Origin of the sequence: Bifidobacterium sp. 7101, from assembly GCF_000499285.1 — a bacterium.
Classification (GTDB): domain Bacteria; phylum Actinomycetota; class Actinomycetes; order Actinomycetales; family Bifidobacteriaceae; genus Bombiscardovia; species Bombiscardovia apis_A.
Genome location: NZ_AWUN01000001.1, coordinates 337,084 through 355,472 on the forward strand (window position 1 = coordinate 337,084; position 18,389 = coordinate 355,472).

The following is an 18,389-nucleotide window of genomic DNA, read 5'->3' on the forward strand; positions in this document are numbered from 1 at the left end:
GCCCCATGAGTTTTTCGGCCGTCAATTCCGCGCCTCCTCGTGCACAACGCCGTCCCACTGATCGATGCTTCCATGGGGATCACTTCGAAGATCCCTACGAGTGGATGCGCAACCGGGTGGATCCTGCCACCAAGTCCTACGTGCGTGACCAGAACCGTTACTGCCAGGAACGGCTTGCCGGTCAGGAGGGTTTGCGGGCCACCCTGCTCAAGGAGTTCACCGACCGGGTACAGCAGACCGACATGTCGGTGCCCACCCGGATGCATGGATACTGGTATTTCTCCCGGACGCTCAAGGGCCAGGAGTATGGGGTGCAGTGCCGCCTGCCGGTGCGCGACCAGGATGACTGGGACCCTCCTGCTGTTAAAGCCGATGCGGCGCCTGGTTCCATGCCGGGCGAGGAGGTCATCTTCGACGCCAACGCCGAGGCCAAGGGGCATGACTTTTTCTCTCTGGGATGCCTGGACCTGAGCGCCGACGGCCGGTGGATGCTCTATGGACTGGACACCAGGGGCAATGAGCGCTACGACCTGCGCATCCGGGATCTGAAAGACGGTCGAGACCTGCCTGATCGGATCGACCAGGTCTCCTCAGGGGCGGTGCTGACCCCCGACGGACGCTGGGTCTTCTACACCGGCCTGGATAAGGCCTGGCGTCCGGACACGGTCTGGCGGCATAAGGTGGGCACTTCGGCCGACCAGGATGTCATGGTCTACAAGGAGGACGATGAGCGCTTCTGGGTGGGGCTGGGACTCAGCTACGACGAATCCGCCATGCTGATTGCCACCGGGTCCAAGACCACCAGTGAGGTGCTCATGCTGGACCTGAAGGATCCGCAGGGCGAGTTTGTGCCCTTGATCCCCCGCAAGGAGGGGATTGAGTACGACATCAGCCTGGCCCGGTTCGAAAATGCCGGTCCGGCGGGGGAGGACCTGCCGGTGGCCGTGGTCTACCACAATGTGAACAACCCCAACTTCGAGGTGGATCTGATTGACCTGCGCAGCCACCGTCCGCCCTTCCGTCTTGGAGAAGGGGTGCGGTTGGTCCAAGGCAGTCCCTACGGCTGCGAGCGCTCCGGAGACCTGGCCTCCCTGCCGCCCGAGAAGCCCTATCGGGATCCGGGCAATCCGGCCATACTCCAAGGCGCTCGCGGGCTGGGCATCGAGGGGCTGGGCATCCACCGCAGCTTCGTGGTCCTGACCTACCGGGCTGACAGCCTGCCCCATATGGCTGTCATCGCCAAGGACCAGGCATTGGAGGATCTGCGGGCGGGCCGACCCTGGCGCTTCCGTGAGGTCCTGCCCGATCAGGCCAGGGACGGCATTGACCGTCTCTACAGCATCGGTCCCACAGACAACCCCTCCTACCAGGCCCCTGGGCTGCGCTACATCCGGGGCAGCTATGGAACCCCGGCTGAGCTGCGGGAGCTGGATCCGGTCAGGGGCGTGGACCGATTGCTCAAGCGGGCCCGCGTTCTGGGCGACTTTAGACCTGAGCGCTATGCCGAGCGTCGAATTCTGGTCCGCGTCAGGGATGGGGCCCTGGTGCCGGTCTCTCTGGTCTGGCGGCGGGGCATGCATCCGGCGCTGGACGCATGCGGAAAGACCGGGCCCGATGACACGGTCATCCAGGCCCCCGGCCATCCCGAGCGCCGTCCCTGGCCGGACCAGGATCCGGACAAGCCTGCTCCCATGTTCATCACCGGGTATGGAGCCTACGAGATCAGCCAGGACCCCGGTTTCTCCACAGGTCGGCTCAGCCTGCTTGACCGAGGTGTGCTCTATGCCGTCCCCCATGTGCGCGGCGGCGGGGAGATGGGCCGTGCCTGGTACGAGCAGGGTCGTCGGCTGCGCAAGGTCAATACCTTCCTGGACTTCATTGATGTGACCGCCGCACTGCAGGATCAGGGCTGGGCGGATCCACGTCATACCGTGGCCAATGGCGGGTCGGCAGGTGGCCTGTTGATGGGGGCCGTGGCCAATATGGCTCCACAGCTCTATGCCGGCATCGAGGCGGACGTGCCCTTCGTGGACGCGCTGACCAGCATCCTGGATCCGAATCTGCCGCTGACCGTGACTGAATGGGATGAGTGGGGAGACCCTCTGCATGACCAGAAGGTCTACCGGTATATGCGCTCCTACTCGCCCTACGAGAATGTTCCTGACGCTGATCGTAGGCGCCGGCTCTTCGGCAGCGACCACTTCCCCGCCATCCTGGTGACCACCTCCATGAACGACACCCGCGTGCTCTACGTGGAACCGCTCAAGTGGGTGGCCAGGCTGCAGGAGCCGCAGGTGGGGGTCGACGCGCTCATCAGGATCGAGGTCCAGGCAGGGCACGGGGGCATAAGCGGACGCTACCGGCAGTGGGAGGAACTGGCCTTCGAGAACGCCTGGTGCCTGTCCATCATGGTCCCCGCAAGCCGCTGATTCCGGTCTGTCCGGGATTCGGTCGGGGTCGTGAAAGGGGCTTGGTTGGCTCGTTATGCTCGGGGTATGACAAATAGCAAGCAGAAAACATATCACATTGCGGTCATTGCCGGTGACGGCATCGGCAAGGAGATCGTTCCCCAGGCTCAGGCCGTCCTGGAAAAGGTGACCCGGGGCAAGGCAGACATTCGCTACGAGGACTTCGACCTGGGCGCTGAGCGCTACCTGCGTGATGGAGCCGTTCTGCCCGATGAGGATCTGGACCGGCTCAAGCAGCAGGACGCCATTCTTTTGGGGGCCATCGGCGACCCCCGCATCAAGGCTGGCATCCTGGAGCGGGGACTGCTGCTCAAAATGCGTTTCGAGTTGGACCAGTATGTCAATCTGAGGCCTTCCAAGCTTTACAAGGGTGTGGTGTCGCCCCTGGCCAATCCGGGCGACATCGACTTCGTGGTCGTGCGTGAGGGCACCGAAGGGCTCTACGCTGGGGCCGGTGGCTCAATTCGCCGGGGCACCCCCCAGGAGGTGGCCACCGAGGTTTCCATCAACACGGCCTACGGGGCGGAAAGGGTCATCCGCTATGCCTTCCAGCTGGCCATGAAACGTCGCCGCCGTCTGACCCTGGTCCATAAGAAGAACGTGCTGACCAATGCGGGAGACATGTGGCAGCGGTTGGTCGACCAGGTGGGCCAGGAGTATCCCGATGTGGAGCGCGAGTACCTGCACATCGACGCCTCCACCATATTCATGGTGACCGAGCCCAGCCGCTTCGATGTGATCGTGACCGACAACCTCTTCGGTGACATCCTCACGGACGAGGCGGGAGCTGTGGTAGGAGGCGTGGGTTACTCGGCCTCCGGCTGCATCAACGCCTCGGGCACCTACCCGTCCATGTTCGAACCCATCCACGGATCCGCTCCTGACATAGCCGGCAAGGGAATCGCCAACCCCACGGCGGCCATCCTCTCGGCCGGAATGCTCCTGGATCATCTGGGCTTTGAGGACGAAGCGGCCAGCATTGAGCGGGCTGTGGAGGACGACATCGAGCGCTCCGGCTCCGCCCAGAGGAGCACCGAGCAGATCGGCAGGGATATTCTGGCCCGGCTGTGATTGGGCTTGACAGCGGCTAGACTGGAGGGCATGACTATGGATGATGCCCCCCAGCCGGACGACCGGCAGTCCAGCGATACGCCGACAGGGAATCCTGGTTTCGGCCCCTCTCCGTCCCCACAGGTACCGCCCGAGCATCGGGGGCCTGCCGGTGGGGATGCTCCTGCTGGAGCAGCCGATGGACAGTGGCAGGCCCCGGGCTACCCGACTGGCCATGATGCCGGCGTCGGGAATCAGAATCCTTATCAGACCGGTCAATATCCCAGTAGCCAGTATCCCCAAAATGGGTACCCGACGGGGCAGAGGTCCAATGCCGGATATCCGTTCGCCCCTCAGTACGGCGGTCAATATCCAGGGGTCTATCAGACAGGACCCTACCGGCCCAGTCAGTACCCGACTGCCGGTTATCCAGCTGGTCAGCAATATCCTGCTGGTCCGTATTCCGATGGACGGTATCCGGGTGGGCAGTATCCTGGCAGTCAGAATCCTCAAAGGCCATATCAGCCCGGACCAGGCTATCCCAGCCAGTATCCGGCTGGCCAATACCCCCAGGGTGGGTATCCGGGCAATCAATACCCGGCGGGCCCGTATCCCGGCACTCAGTATCCCGGCACTCAGTATCCTGGCGGGCAGTATCCACCGCAGTCCTCCATGCCCTGGCCCTATCCTGGCATGCCCAACGGCAGGGGTCCCTATCCCATTTCACCCACCCCGCACAACAAGTTGGCAGCCGGTCTGCTCAGCATCTTCCTGGGCTGCTTCGGCGTGGGCAACTTCTACCTGGGCAGGACCGGCCGTGGCGTGGCTCAGCTCATGCTAACCCTGATCGGCTTTCCCTTCTTCTTCATTGGGCCGACCATATCCGTGATTTGGGGGCTGATCGAAGGCATCCTGACTCTGACATCCTCTACTGGTTCCTTCTGGCATCGTGATGCTCGCGGATGGGAGCTGACGGATTGAATCCGGCCCATCTGCGCGGCGTCGGCAAGCAGATGGGCGGCAAACTGGCGGCCGTAACCCTGACTCTGGGCCAGGGATCCGACACCTGTCCGTTTATCGCCTCATGCAGGATTGACGGCGATTTCTTCACGGAGCCAGCCCCGGCAGCCTCTCAGGAATCCGAAGGGAATCATGGGCCGGTATCCCGGCTGGAGTCCGCAATCTGTGGCCTCCCGTTGCCCCTGGACCCCGGTCTGGCTCTGGAGAGGCTGGACAGGGTCATGGCAGAAGGGGATGGCCAACGGGTAGTCGGTGTGTCCCCTTGGACCCTGGTGACCGCGCTGGAGCGTGCCCTGCCGGATGGACTGGTCATTGACGGACAAGGGGAGTCCGACCAACTGCCGTCGGCACCGGACAGGACACATTCCAGGCAGTCTCAGCCGGATGAGGCCGAGTGCCGCCGTCGTTGGTCTGGCCTGAAGCTGGACCTGATCAGGGACCGTCCACGTCAGCCGGTCATGCAGATGGCCATGGACCAGGCTCTCAATGATGCCGTGGCCCAGGGCCAGTTGCCACCCACCCTGCGCATCTGGAACTGGGCGGCGCCGGCGGTGATCCTGGGGCGTTTCCAGTCCCTGAGCCAAGAGGTCCACGTCGAGCGGGCACGCAGTCTGGGCTTTACCCTGGTCCGCCGCTGCACGGGGGGAGGCACCATGGTCATTCAGCCTGAACGAGCCATTACGTATTCCCTTTATCTGCCTTTGGATTTCGTGAAAGGGGCCGACCTGATCGACTCCTACCGTATTTGCGACTATTGGCTGGTTCGTGGTCTACGCATACAGGGGGTTCAGGCCGGCTGGCAGGGCATGAATGACATCGCCTCCCCAAGGGGCAAGATGGGTGGCGCCGCCCAGCGCAGGTTGCCAGCAGGCTCCCGCGGGCCGGGCGGGCTGCTCCACCACACCACGCTTTCTTATTCGGTGGATGCTGATCTGATGGCCCAGGTGCTCAACGTGGACCCGGAAAAATTCCATGACAAGGCCGTGACCTCGGTCAGAAGCCGGGTGGACCCCATCGACAGGCAGACCAGTCTGTCCCGCCAATCCCTGATCGATGCCCTCCTGGACACCCTGCCCTCCCTGGTGGCGGATCTGCGCATATCCAGACCAGCGCCCGGGGTCGAGCAACGGGCCCGCACTCTGGTCGGGCAGCGCTACGGCCGTGAGGAGTGGACCGCCCAGATCGCCTGACCGGGAAGGGGGGTTGATGTGTGTGGGTATAATCGTGCTCAGTCGCGTCGAACCCGGCGTGAGGTCATCAACCATGCGTGAGTCGGTGCAGACCCGCCAGACATGGCGAAAAGGAGTGCGGAGTATGGCGGTTCACAAGCCCAACGAGATTCCCGATGACGGGAACGCCCTCAGGCAGACCGCCCTCTTCAAACAAGTGCCCCGGCAGGATGCCGACCAGCTTTTGGACAGCATGCATGAGTCCACTTACGCCAAGGGGTCCACGGTCTTTCGACAGGGGGATACCGATCACCGCATGTATCTGCTGGAGGAGGGCCGGGTCAAGCTGGTCCGCCAGTCGCCTGACCGCCGCATCCAGTTGCTCAGCATCCACGGGCGCGGGGAGATCCTGGGCGAGATTCCCGTCTTCGATCCCTCCGGCGGGCCTCGTACCGCCTCGGCCGTGGTCATGGTCAACAAGACCAAGGTGGCTGCCTTGGATCACGATACGCTCTTCGACTGGCTCAACCAGCATCCCAAGGTGGCTGTGGACATGCTTCAGGTACTGGCCCACCGCCTGCGGACCGACAACGAGCGGATCTCCGACCTGGTCTTCCTGGACGTGCCGGCCCGCCTGGCCAAGACCCTGCTGGATCTGGCCACACGCTTCGGCGAACCCTTTGAGCAGGGGCTGATGGTCCCTTATGATCTGACTCAGGAGGAGCTGGCCCAGCTGGTCGGTGCCTCACGCGAGACCGTCAACAAGGCCCTGATGGACTTCTCCAACCGGGGATGGATCTCTCGCAAGGGCCGCACCATCATCATTTTCCAGCCCGGTCCGCTGATTCGACGCTCGCGTATGTGAACGCCACTGTTCGGTAGAGCCGACGGCCTAGGATGGAGACCATGCCCGAACAAAAGAAATCCATGTCGGTCAGGCGCTTCTTCACGCTGCTGCTGGCTTACCTTATCTTCTGCGTCGCAGGTGGCGTGGTGGTCTCTGGTTTCCTGTTCCCCGCTGTCTTCGGCATCAACGCCGCCTCCAGGAATCTGATGCCTGCCCTGAAGACGGACAATATCGACTTCAACGTCAACGATCTGCCCCAGCAGTCCCGCCTCTACGCCTCCGACGGGCATACGGTCATCGCCACCTTCTATGCGCAGAACAGGATCGTGGTGCCCATCAAGGACGTCTCCGACTACATGCAGAAGGCCGTGGTGGCCCGCGAGGACCGTCGTTTCTTCGAGCATGCCGGCGTGGACACCCAGGGCGTGCTCAGGGCTTTCATTCAGACCTACATCAAGCAGGGTGACACCCAGGGCGGCTCCTCCCTGACCCAGCAGTATGTCAAAAACGTGCTCATGAGCCAGGCTGAGGAGAACAACGACCCCATCGCCGAGTACCACGCCCAGGAGGAGACCATAGCCCGCAAGATGCGGGAGATGCTGATCGCGGTGCAGATGGAGAAGAAGTACTCCAAGGCCGAGATTCTTCAAGGATATTTGAATATAGCCCAGTTCGGCACCAACGTCTACGGGGTTGAGTCGGCAGCCAGGCGCTACTTCAGCAAGTCGGCCAAGGACCTGGATCCGGGCGAAGCAGCCACCATCGCCGCCGTGACCAAGAATCCCGCCCGCTTCGATCCAACGGTCAATGTCAAGGCCTCCCAGGAGCAGCGGGACATCGTTCTGGACCTGATGCGCCAGGAGAACTACATTACCCAGCGCCAGTATGACGAGAACAAGGCCAAGCCTCTGGACCAGATGCTGCACGTGCAGTCGGTCGATGCCGGATGCCAGGCGGCTGGAGACGCCGCCTTCTTCTGCGATTACGTGACCAAGCAGATCCTCAACTCCAAGGAGTTCGGCAAGAGCCAGGAGGAGCGCAACAAGCTTCTCAAGGAGGGCGGCCTGGATATTTACACCACCATGGATGTCAACGCCAACGCAGCAGCCATGAAGGCGGCCCGGGACACCATCCCCGTGGATGATCGAAGCGGCTTCGAGGTCACGATAGCCTCCATCCGTCCGGGCACCGGCGAGGTCCTGGGCTTCGGCATCAACCGCATCTACGATGCCACCCAGAACTCGGGCGGCGGCACCCGCACGGCCATCAACTATGCAGTGGATCAGGTCGACGGCGGCGGCTGGGGCTTCCCTGTGGGGTCCACCTGGAAGCCCATCAACCTGGTGTCCTGGATGAAGGCCGGCAAATCCATCAACCAGTCCCTGCGCACCTCCACCAGCTACCCGCAGACCTCCTTCGCCTGCAAGATGGCGGACGGTACCCCCTACGGGTTCGGCACCGGCAGTTGGCATGTGGAGAACTCCGGCGGCGGCACCACTTCGCCGGAGACCCCCCTACAGGGTCTGGTGCGCTCGCACAACACCACCCAGGCCTCCATGGCCCAGCAGATCGGTCTGTGCACCATAGCCGATACTGCCAAGGAGATGGGCTACCACAATTCGCCCAAGGACCAGATGGACATCCACTCGGTCAACACCTTCCAGCCGCCCATGGTCATCGGTGCGGTCCAGGCCTCCCCGCTGACCATGGCCAACGTCTATGCCACCATCGCCGCCAAGGGCGTGGCCTGCAGCCCCATAGCCATGACCAAGGTGATCGACAAGAACGGCAAGTCCGTCAAGGTCCCCAAGGCCAACTGCCATCAGGCCATCGATCCGGGCATCGCCGAGACCGCCGCCTACGCACTCAACCAAGGCGTCGTCCAGCCCGGAGGCGAGGCGTCCACGACCCAGCTGGACGGGGGACGCAAGACCTTTGCCAAGACCGGCACCCACGAGGACAAGTACATGCTGACCGGCGGATTCGTGCCCCAGGTTGCCGCCTTCGTCACCGTGGGCAATGCGGAGGGTCAGGTCTCCTTCACCAACAGGACCATCAACGGACGGTCCATGCACACCTGGTACGGCATGTATATCGCCACCCCGGCCTGGAAGGACTTCATGAACACCTACCTGGCCGCAGCCAATATCCAGCCGGACAACTCCTATGGCAATCCCGATCCCCGGTTCACCGGCGGGGTCCAGCAGCCTCAGCTGTCTCAGCCGTCCCAGCAACGGTCCTCGGGCAGACAGCGGCAGACCTACCGTCACAGCCAAGGGGAACAACAGGGCAACCAGGGGACCAGTCAGGACCAGTCGCAGACGGTGGATTCGCCGGAGGACTAGGGCCTGTGCCTACAATGGAGACCATGAGGGATTCGTCAACGGGCGGACCACGAGGGGTGCGGCCGCCCGCCGGGAGAGGCAGGAACTGATGGTCCAGGAATATTCAGAGCTGGATGACAAGGCCCCTCAGGCCGACGGCCGGGTCAAGGAGGATCAGGCGATGCCGGGGCCGGTGAGCGGCTCTGGCAGGCTGGATGTGTCCAAACCGATCTGGCCCTTCGAGCCGGGTGCCGCTGACGGAAAGAAAAAGGCTGGCAAGGCTGTCAAGGGGGTCAAATCGGCCAAGAAGGGCAAGAAAGACAAGAGGGTCAAAAAGGCTGGGAAATCAAAATCAGGCAGAAGGCATGAGATGGCTCTGCCTGCGCTCTTCCAGCCCATGGAACTGCGCGACCAGCATATCCGCAACAGGATCTGGATGCCGCCCATGGACACCTATTCGGCCCTGCGGCACGACGGGGTTCCTACCAACTTCCACTACCAGCACTATGTGTCCCGGGCCCTGGGCGGCTTCGGAGTCGTCATCGGGGAGGCCACTGCCGTCAATCCCCAGGGGCGGATCTCGCCCTGCGATGTGGGACTGTGGAACGACGAGCAGACCAGGGCCTGGCAGGGCATCGTCCGTGATGTCAAGGCCGCTGGGGCGGTGCCCATCGTTCAGCTCAACCACTCGGGGCGCAAGGGTTCCTCCGGGTGCTCCTCCATGGGCTACATCAACGCCACTGTGCCTGTGGCCGAGGGCGGCTGGCAGCCTGTGGGCCCCAGCCCCATTGCCTTTGGCAGGATGGCGGTCCCGGTCCAGCTCTCACGGGCTCAGATAGCCTCCATTGTGGCCGACTTCCGCTCTGCTGCCGTGCGAGCCGTTCAGGCTGGCTTCCTGGGAGTGGAGCTACACGCCGCCCACGGCTACCTGCTCTCCCAATTCCTCGATCCCCTGATCAACCGACGAAACGACGAGTACGGGGGCGACCTGTCCGGCAGGATGCGCCTGCTGATCCAGGTGACCGATGCTGTGCGCGAGGTCATTCCTTCGGGGATGCCCCTGCTGGTGCGCATGTCCGCCACCGACTGGGCCACTGGCGGATGGGGCCTGGACGAGACCATCCGCACTGCCAAGGTGCTCAAGCTGCACGGGGTGGACCTGATTGATGTTTCCACCGGGGGTCTGGTCCCAGGTGTGAAGATTCCAGCCGCTCCCAACTACCAGGTTCCTTTCTCCTACCAGGTTCGCAGCCAGGTGCTGATTCCCACCACGGCGGTGGGGCTGATCACCAAGCCCAGGCAGGCCGACAGGATCGTGCGCAAGGGCCTGGCCGATGCGGTCGAGATCGGTCGAGCCAGCCTGCGCGACCCCTACTGGCCGCTCAGGGCCGCCTATAAACTGGGGCTGTCCGCTCAGCAGGCCCCCTACCCTGAGCCTTACCGGCGCGGGGCCTACGGCATCGCACGCTGAGAGCGGCCATGGACGTTGTTCGCGGCGGAGCGGGGACCGTTGTGGTCATGCCCACCTACCAGGAGGCCGACAACATCGGGGTGACCCTCCCTCAGCTCTTGGATTGCTGCCCCGAGGTCGATGTCCTGGTCGTCGACGACAACTCGCCGGACGGCACCGGTGCCCTGGCCGAGGATATGGCCAGTCGCAATCCTCGCGTGCACGTCATCCATCGGCATGCCCGCCGCGGGTTGGGTCCAGCCTACGTGCAGGGGTTCCGTTGGTCGCTGGATCAAGGCTATGACCTGATCTGCGAGATGGACATGGATGGATCCCATCGGCCCCAGGATCTGGCCAGGATGCTGGCAGTGGCCCGAGGCCATGCACATCCGGGCCTGGTCATCGGCTCGCGCCGGGTGCGCGGAGGCCGCACTCAACATTGGCCCTGGTATCGGGATCTGATCTCCCGTGCGGGATCCTGGTATGCCCGCACCGCCCTGGGGTCCTCGGTAAGGGACATGACCGCCGGCCTGCGGGTCTATCGAGCGGACGTGTTGAGGCGGATCGATCTGGGAAGGGTTCGATCCAGCGGATACGTCTTCCAGGTGGATATGCTGCGTCGAGTCCAGGCCATAAGTGTCAGCGTAGTCGAAGTGCCTATAGTCTTTGTGGAGCGGGTTCGCGGCAGTTCGAAGATGGATGCCGGGATCGTGCTGGAGGCCATGGCCCAGGTGACCCTGTGGGGACTTGAACGGTTGACCCGTCGAAACTGACATGGGCTCACATTCGTGTTCGCTTTCATAAGCGACCCAGCAGCGTTATTTGAGCCTTGAAGGATAAACTGCGTCTTGATGGATGGATTCCTGCAAGAGCTCCGGCAGGCCTCAGATGTATGGAAGAATGGTTCCAGCACCTGAAAAATGTCGATTTTTCGCCCCTGCTTCGTGACGGCGACTGCAGTCCGATAGCCAGCTTGCCAATTTGGGCGAATGTGTGCGATAATGTTCGAATGATATCGTCACAACGCCAACACCTGATATTGAACCGGTTGCGTACTCGTGGCGCAGTCCGTATAACTGCCCTCTCCAAGGAGCTGGGGGTCTCCGCCATGACCATCCGCCGTGACATTGCCGACCTGGCGGACAAGGGCCTGCTCAAGAGGGTCCACGGAGGGGCCGTCACCACCAGCTCGCTTCTGGCTGAGCCGCTCTTCTCGGTCAAGTCGCAGATGGACATGGGCCTCAAGGACACCATCGCCCGTCATGCCATCGACTACGTCTCCCCGGGCGACGTCATCGCCATCGGGGGAGGGACCACGGCTTATGTCTTTGCCCAGCACCTGCTGGAGAGTCGCCAGTGCGCGGGCGTGACCCTGTTGACCAATTCCATACCCGTGGCCGAACTGGTCCAGGCCATGGAGAGCAAGGATGTGGAGGTCATCGTCACCGGCGGTGTCATCACCCGGTCCAACTCCCTGGTAGGTCCCATTGCAGACAAGGTCATCGCCTCCCTGCGGGTCAACACGGTTTTCCTGGGGACCCACTCGGTCTCCATACCCCGCGGCTTCCTGATGCCCAACTCCCTGGAGGCGGCCACGGATATGGCCCTGATGGACATCGCCGACCGGACCATCATCCTGACCGACCACACCAAGTGGAGCTGCACCTCCCTGTCCCTGTTCGCCTCCTTCGACCAGGTGGACACAGTCATCACCGACGACCAGCTGGACCAGGAGTCGGCCGAGGCCACAAGGTCCCTGGTCAAGCGACTGGTTCTGGTGCCGGTCAACCCTGAGGAAGGCCAGGCTCAAGAGGGGTCCTCCGACGGGACCGAGGCCCAGGTTCAATGATCGACCAGTTGCTCAAGGGTGCGCAGGTTGTCATAGCGGGTTGCCATGGATTGTCAATCATCACGGACGATGAAGGAGCAGCATGAAGTCAGAGCAGTATGTCCCCCAACGGTATGTTCCCGGCGACTACGCCAGGGAGCACATCCGCATCACCCCCACCAGGCTGGCCGACGGGCGTCGGTTCTTCTACCTGGACGATGATCCTGAGTACGTCTCTGGCCGCAGGACCAGGCGTCTGGACGATCCTCGTCCGCTGACCGACCGGTTCGCCCCCCATCAGGATCAGGAGGGCAGGACGGTGCCCTTCCAGCCGCCGCAGATGCGCCGGGACCCTCTGACCGGAGACTGGATCCCCATGGCCACAGCCCGGATGAACCGGCCCATTACCGCCGGTCCACAGGCCACCGCCAAGGGCAACCCCCTGGCCGCCAGAAAGCCCGGAGACCCCTACCAGGATGGGGAAATCCCCGATGTGGACTACAACGTGGCTGTCTTCGAGAACCGCTTCCCCTCCATGATGCAGGTGCCCAATACGCAGGCGGCCAACCAGTCCTCCCTGGTGGATGGCAACCCTCTATGGCCGGTACGCGAGGCCAACGGACGCTGTGAGGTGGTCTGCTTCGACCCTGACGAGCACGCCCTCCCTGCCGATCTGCCGGTCTCCCGTCTGCGGACGGTGGTGGAGGCCTGGGCTTTCCGCACTGCTGAGATCTCGACCATGGAGGGCATCGAACAGATCTTCCCCTTCGAAAACCACGGCCAGGAGATCGGCGTCTCCCTGGCCCACCCCCACGGACAGATCTACTGCTACCCCTTCATCGCCCCCCGGCTGGAGCAGGAGTTGAGGCAGTGCGCCGCCTACAAGGAACGCACCGGCGGCAACCTTTTGGCGGACATCCTCAAGGCCGAGCTGGACTCCGGTCGACGTGTCGTCTTCCGCAACGCAACCTGGGTGGCCTATGTGCCCGCCGCCGCCCGCTGGCCCTTGGAGGTCCACGTGGCCCCTGTCCGCGACGGAATTCTGAGTCTGGACCAGCTCAACGACCAGGAGCGCTGGGATCTGGCCGTCATGTATTCCACCCTGCTCAAGCGGGGCAACGCCTTCTTTGACAAGGGTGACGGCAAGGGGATGGATCTGCCCTACATCGCCGCCTGGCACCAGGCTCCGCTGCACGATCCGCGGCGGGAGGACTACCGGCTCAACCTGCAGTTCTTCTCCTTCCGTCGTGCCGTGGACAAAATCAAGTATCTTGCCGGGTCCGAGTCGGGCATGGCTGCCTGGGTGTCGGACACCACCCCCGAGCGAATCGCCGACCGATTCCGCCAACTGGGACCCCAGGACCTTGGGAATGGAGAGAATCAATGACGACGACAGTGGAATTCATACAGGCCTGGACCCAGGGCGCCGACGGCCAAGGGGCGACCAGGGCTCGCGAACTCTTCCAAAAAGTCTATGGCGGGGACCCCCAGGGCGTCTGGAGTGCCCCCGGCCGGGTCAATCTGATTGGCGAGCATACGGATTACAACGCCGGGCTCTGCCTGCCCATCGCCCTGCCCAATCGCACCTATGTGGCCGCCAGTCCCAGGATGGACAGCCGGGTCCGCTTGGTTTCCACCATGGATCCGGAGCATCCGGTCCAGGCTGACCTGGATGGGCTCCAGGCCCGGGGAGTGAGTGGCTGGGCGGCCTATCCGGTAGGCGTGGCCTGGGCCCTGCAGCGGGACGGCTTCCCTCAGGTTCAAGGGTTCGATCTGGCTCTGGCCTCCTGCGTGCCGGTGGGGTCCGGGTTGAGCTCTTCGGCGGCCATGACCTGTGCAGTGGCCCTGGCCCTGGATGACCTGTTCGGCCTGGGCCTGGGCGGTGACGAGGCTGGTCGGGTCAGGCTGATCCAGGCCGCCATCACGGCTGAGAATGATATGGCCGGCGCCTCCACCGGCGGCATGGATCAGAGTGCCGCCATGCGGTGTCGATCCGGCTGCGCCCTGCGACTGGACTGTCGGCCGGAACTGGATGCCATGAGCAACGTGCGCCAGGTTCCCTTCGACCTGCAGGCTGCGGGCCTGGAGTTGCTGGTGGTCGACACCAGGGCCCAGCACCAGCTCAACGACGGCCAATACGATCAGCGACGGGCCACCTGTGAGCAGGCTGCACACCTGCTGGGGGTGGCCAACCTGCGCCAGGTGGCTGACCAGGTCAATGGGGCCGCTGATCCTCCATCCGCCCTGGCTGCCCTGCTGGAGCAGCTGCCCGATGATACCATGCGTCGGCGGGTCCGCCACGTCATCAGCGAGATAGGACGGGTGGACCGCTTCATCGAGGCCTTCGGCAGGGGCGATTACGTCCTGGCCGGCCGCCTGTTCAACGCCTCCCATGACTCCTTGAGGGACGACTACGAGGTCACCTGCCCGGAGCTGGATGAGGCTGTGGACGCGGCACGTCAGGGTGGGGCCTATGGGGCTCGTATGACCGGCGGCGGGTTCGGCGGATCCATCATCGCCCTGGCTGACGCCGGCAAGGGCTCCGATCTTGCCCGTGACATCGCCGAACGATTCGCCTCCAAGGGATTCAAGGCCCCCAGAGCCCTGATCGCCCTGCCCTCCTCGGCGGCCACGCGCGAATCCTGAATCAGAGTGCAGACCTCAACGACCCCGCTTCTCCCGGCGCTCCTCTAAGCTGGGGGAGCGGGGTCCCGGTTTTCAGGGGGTCCGGTCAAGGGCGAGGTGGATGAGGAGGACGGTCATGGACAAGGCGATCATCACGGTGGTGGGCAAGGATGCCATCGGCATCATCGGCAAGGTCTGCACAGACCTCTCCCAGCAGGGGATCAATGTGCTGGATATTTCGCAGACCATTCTGGATGGCTTCTTCACCATGATGATGATTGTGGACTGCACCGCCTGCAGGGATGATTTCGATGCGCTGAGCCAGAGGATGGAATCTTTGGGAGAGGATATCGGAGTCTCCATCCGTTGCCAGCGCGAGGAGATCTTCACCAGGATGCACCGGGTCTGAGGAGGCAGCCATGATCACACGCGATGAGGTCCTTGAGACCAACGATATGATCGACCGGGAGCGCCTGGACGTGCGCACCATCACCATGGGTATCAGTCTGCTGGATTGTGTAAGCGGGGATGTGGACATGCTCTGTAGAAACATCCATCGCAAGATCGTCTCTCTGGCCGGCGACCTGGTGTCCACTGGAGACTCCATCGCCCGCGAATACGGCATTCCCATCGTCAACAAACGCATCACCGTCACTCCCATATCCCTGGTGGCTGCCGGAGCCTGCCATACCGTGGAGGACTATGTGGCCGTGGCCAAGGCCTTGGACCGCTCGGCCCAGGAGGTCGGAGTCAACCTGATCGGCGGCTATTCGGCCCTGGTCGGCAAGGGCATGACCCCGGCCGAGCGGCTGCTGATCAAGTCCCTGCCCAGGGCACTGAGCCAGACGGAACGGGTCTGCGCCAGCGTCAACGTGGGCTCCACCAGAACGGGCATCGATATGGATGCCGTAGCCCTGATGGGCCGGGTCGTCAAGGCCACGGCCGAGAGCACCGCCGACTCGGACAGCTCCGGCTGCACCAAGCTGGTGGTCTTCTGCAACGCTCCGGACGATAACCCCTTCATGGCCGGTGGTTTCCATGGAGTCAGCCAGGGGTCGGCCGTCATCAACGTGGGGGTCTCCGGACCCGGCGTGGTCAAGACCGCCTTGGAGTCAGCCAAGGGAGCGGACTTCGGGCAGCTCTGCGAGACCATCAAGAGGACGGCCTTCAAGATCACCCGGGTGGGGCAGCTCGTGGCCCAGGAGGCCAGCCGTCGTCTGGACGTGCCATTCGGGATCATCGACCTGTCCTTGGCTCCCACCCCTGCTGTCGGAGATTCAGTGGGCGAAGTCCTGCAGACCATGGGCCTGGAGCAGGTGGGCGCACCCGGGACGACTGCGGCCCTGGCCATCCTCAACGATCAGGTCAAGAAGGGCGGCATCATGGCCTCCAGCTCGGTGGGCGGGCTGTCCGGGGCCTTCATCCCCGTATCCGAAGACGCCGCCATGATCCAGGCTGCGCAAGAGGGGAGCCTGACCCTGGAGAAGCTTGAGGCCATGACCTGCGTCTGCTCGGTGGGGCTGGATATGATTCCCATCCCCGGGGACACTTCTGCGGAATCCATCTCCGGCCTTATCGCCGACGAGGCGGCCATCGGCATGATCAATCAGAAGACCACCGCAGTCAGGGTCATTCCTGTCATCGGCAAGCAGGTGGGCGAGTGGGCCGAGTTCGGCGGGCTCATGGGTGGTGGGCCGGTCGTGCCTGTCAATACCCGCTCATGTGCCGACTTCGTCAACCGGGGCGGACACATCCCAGCGCCCATTCACAGTTTCAAGAACTGAGCGCGCTCGCGGGGTTCAGCGGCCGCCTTGGAATCCCAGCTGCCGCCAGGCCTCGTAGATGGCTATTGAGGCGCAGTTGGTCAGGTTCAGGCTGCGCAGACTGGGCCGCATGGGCAGCCTGACCTGTTCGGCCACATGAGGGCCAGCCATGATGTCCATGGGGTCGGGGATGTCGCCCGGCTCGGGGCCGAACAGGAGGATGTCGTCCGGCCGGTAGTTGACTTCGGTGTAGAGCTTGTCAGCGTGGGCGGTGAAGGCGATGATCCGGCTGTCAGGCATGGAGCGGACCAGGTCGTCGAAGTCCGGGTGCAGAACCACGTGGGCCATGTCATGGTAGTCCAGGCCGGCCCGGCGCAGCTTGGTGTCCTTGAGGTTGAAGCCCAGGGGCTCTATCAGGTGCAGGATGGTGCCGGTCACGGCGCACAGACGGATGGCCGAGCCCGTATTGCCGGGGATTCGCGGCGAGTAATAGCATAGGTGGGGCGTGGAGGTCTTCACTCGGCTGGCCTGATCGGCCTTCATCATGGCATCCACCACGGAGATGGGGTTGCCATGGGCGTCAGTGACCAGCTCGTCGGGACCATAATTCGATTTGCGGTATCCGTACTCGTACATGCTTTCGACGGCCTTCGATGGGTCGCCGGACCGCTCCTGCTCCTGCCTGTTCATGAGGCCAACCTACCGTCGCCAAACGACAGGCCAGACAGGGCTGGTCGGCACCGTCGGGCAGAATACGGCGGTTGAATGGGGCAGAATCGGATGGCGAAGGGCGGTGTGACCATGGAGAAGGCGGAGACGTCCTCGGCGGAGATTGAGCCCATCCGCCTGCGGCTGTTCGACTGGTGGAGCCGATACGCCCGCGACCTGCCCTGGCGTTTTGGACGGACCACGCCCTGGGGGGTTCTGGTCTCCGAGGTCATGAGCCAGCAGACCCAGATGAGCCGGGTGGTGCCCTACTGGACGGCCTGGATGAAGGTATGGCCGGATGCGGCCTCCTTGGCCGCTGCGCCCAAGGCCGAGGTCATCACGGCCTGGGGTCGGCTGGGCTACCCGCGCCGAGCCCTGCGCCTGCAGGAATGCGCGCAGCAGGTGGCCGGCCAGTATGCAGACCGCCTGCCCCGGGATTACGACCAGCTGGTGGCCCTGCCCGGCATCGGCGACTACACGGCCAGCGCTGTCATGAGCTTTGCCTACGGCGAGAGGATCGCCGTCATCGACACCAACATCCGCAGGGTGCTCTCCAGGGTCTTCCTGGGGCGCGAATCCACCGGTGGCGCTGCCAGCCGAGAGGAGCGCCAGCTGGCATGGGAGGTCCTGCCCGAGGACGAAGGACAGGAGCGTGCTAGTGCCGATGACGGAGGGCCACAGGATGCCGGTGTTAAGGACAGCGGTGACCAGGACGATAATGGTCGTCTGGGACTGGCTGATCCGAAGGTCAGGTCGGCGGCCTGGCGGGAGCCGCCCTCGGCCCGATGGAACCAGGCCGTCATGGAGCTGGGAGCCACGGTCTGCATCGCCCGCAAGCCGGCCTGCGACATCTGCCCTCTGGCCGGCCACTGCCGCTTTCTGAAGGCTGGACTGCCCGGTCTGGGCGAAGGCAGGACCAGGCCCCGACAGCACTTCGCGGGTACCGACCGACAGGTCCGCGGTGCCATCCTTCAGGCCCTGCGGCAGGCTTCGGGCGTGCCCGTCTCAAGGAAGGACCTGAAACCCCTGTGCGAGGACACAATCCGACTTGATCGGTGCATCGCTTCACTGGACGAGGACGGTCTTCTGGAGATCGGCCAGGACGGCAGCCTGAGTCTGCCGCAGTGAAGGCTGCCC

General features: G+C 63.7%; 15 protein-coding genes. 14 read left to right on the forward strand and 1 reads right to left on the reverse strand.

The window, feature by feature from the left end:
* Positions 1-5: 5 nt before the first annotated feature.
* The 13 genes from P272_RS0101345 (at position 6) to P272_RS0101405 (ending at position 16,565) form a co-directional block, all read left to right on the forward strand.
* Positions 6-2,429: a S9 family peptidase gene (locus tag P272_RS0101345; RefSeq protein ID WP_029677773.1), complete on the forward strand. Its 2,424-nt coding sequence runs from the start codon at positions 6-8 to the stop codon at positions 2,427-2,429.
* A 66-nt stretch (positions 2,430-2,495) separates the two neighbouring features.
* Positions 2,496-3,539, forward strand: a complete 1,044-nt coding sequence (locus tag P272_RS0101350) for a 3-isopropylmalate dehydrogenase (protein ID WP_029677774.1) — start codon at positions 2,496-2,498, stop codon at positions 3,537-3,539.
* Between the two features lie 30 nt (positions 3,540-3,569).
* On the forward strand, positions 3,570-4,499 hold the full coding sequence (locus P272_RS09530) for a TM2 domain-containing protein (protein ID WP_253269638.1): 930 nt from the start codon (positions 3,570-3,572) through the stop codon (positions 4,497-4,499).
* Positions 4,481-5,728, forward strand: coding sequence for a lipoate--protein ligase family protein (locus P272_RS0101360; protein WP_155804907.1), 1,248 nt, complete (start codon positions 4,481-4,483; stop codon positions 5,726-5,728). The genes P272_RS09530 and P272_RS0101360 overlap by 19 nt, the downstream gene beginning before the upstream one ends.
* 124 nt (positions 5,729-5,852) lie before the next feature.
* Positions 5,853-6,572 (forward strand): Crp/Fnr family transcriptional regulator, encoded by a 720-nt coding sequence (locus tag P272_RS0101365; protein WP_029677777.1) that lies wholly within the window; start codon positions 5,853-5,855, stop codon positions 6,570-6,572.
* A gap of 41 nt (positions 6,573-6,613) precedes the next feature.
* Positions 6,614-8,899: a transglycosylase domain-containing protein gene (locus tag P272_RS0101370; RefSeq protein WP_029677778.1), complete on the forward strand. Its 2,286-nt coding sequence runs from the start codon at positions 6,614-6,616 to the stop codon at positions 8,897-8,899.
* An 88-nt stretch (positions 8,900-8,987) separates the two neighbouring features.
* A complete protein-coding gene (locus P272_RS0101375; protein ID WP_029677779.1) occupies positions 8,988-10,349 on the forward strand; it encodes an NADH:flavin oxidoreductase/NADH oxidase in 1,362 nt (453 codons plus the stop codon).
* 8 nt (positions 10,350-10,357) lie between these two features.
* Positions 10,358-11,101: a polyprenol monophosphomannose synthase gene (locus tag P272_RS0101380; protein WP_029677780.1), complete on the forward strand. Its 744-nt coding sequence runs from the start codon at positions 10,358-10,360 to the stop codon at positions 11,099-11,101.
* A gap of 218 nt (positions 11,102-11,319) precedes the next feature.
* Positions 11,320-12,177: a DeoR/GlpR family DNA-binding transcription regulator gene (locus tag P272_RS0101385; protein ID WP_044097693.1), complete on the forward strand. Its 858-nt coding sequence runs from the start codon at positions 11,320-11,322 to the stop codon at positions 12,175-12,177.
* Positions 12,178-12,259: 82 nt separating this feature from the next.
* Positions 12,260-13,543 carry a galactose-1-phosphate uridylyltransferase gene (galT, locus tag P272_RS0101390; protein ID WP_029677782.1) on the forward strand — a complete coding sequence of 428 codons (1,284 nt, stop codon included), beginning with the start codon at positions 12,260-12,262 and terminating at the stop codon, positions 13,541-13,543.
* Positions 13,540-14,802 carry a galactokinase gene (gene galK, locus P272_RS0101395; protein ID WP_029677783.1) on the forward strand — a complete coding sequence of 421 codons (1,263 nt, stop codon included), beginning with the start codon at positions 13,540-13,542 and terminating at the stop codon, positions 14,800-14,802. Before galT ends, galK begins: the two co-directional genes overlap by 4 nt.
* Before the next feature lie 115 nt (positions 14,803-14,917).
* Complete coding sequence (locus tag P272_RS0101400) at positions 14,918-15,190, forward strand: ACT domain-containing protein (RefSeq protein ID WP_029677784.1); 273 nt, start codon at positions 14,918-14,920, stop codon at positions 15,188-15,190.
* 10 nt (positions 15,191-15,200) lie between these two features.
* Positions 15,201-16,565, forward strand: a complete 1,365-nt coding sequence (locus tag P272_RS0101405) for a PFL family protein (protein WP_029677785.1) — start codon at positions 15,201-15,203, stop codon at positions 16,563-16,565.
* Positions 16,566-16,580: 15 nt separating this feature from the next.
* Here P272_RS0101405 and P272_RS0101410 read toward each other — a convergent pair whose 3' ends face one another.
* Complete coding sequence (locus P272_RS0101410) at positions 16,581-17,234, reverse strand: tRNA (cytidine(34)-2'-O)-methyltransferase (protein WP_081708983.1); 654 nt, start codon at positions 17,232-17,234, stop codon at positions 16,581-16,583.
* Positions 17,235-17,324: 90 nt separating this feature from the next.
* On the opposite strand from P272_RS0101410, the gene P272_RS0101415 reads away from it, so the two are divergent.
* Positions 17,325-18,380 (forward strand): A/G-specific adenine glycosylase, encoded by a 1,056-nt coding sequence (locus P272_RS0101415; protein WP_081708984.1) that lies wholly within the window; start codon positions 17,325-17,327, stop codon positions 18,378-18,380.
* Positions 18,381-18,389 lie beyond the last annotated feature (9 nt).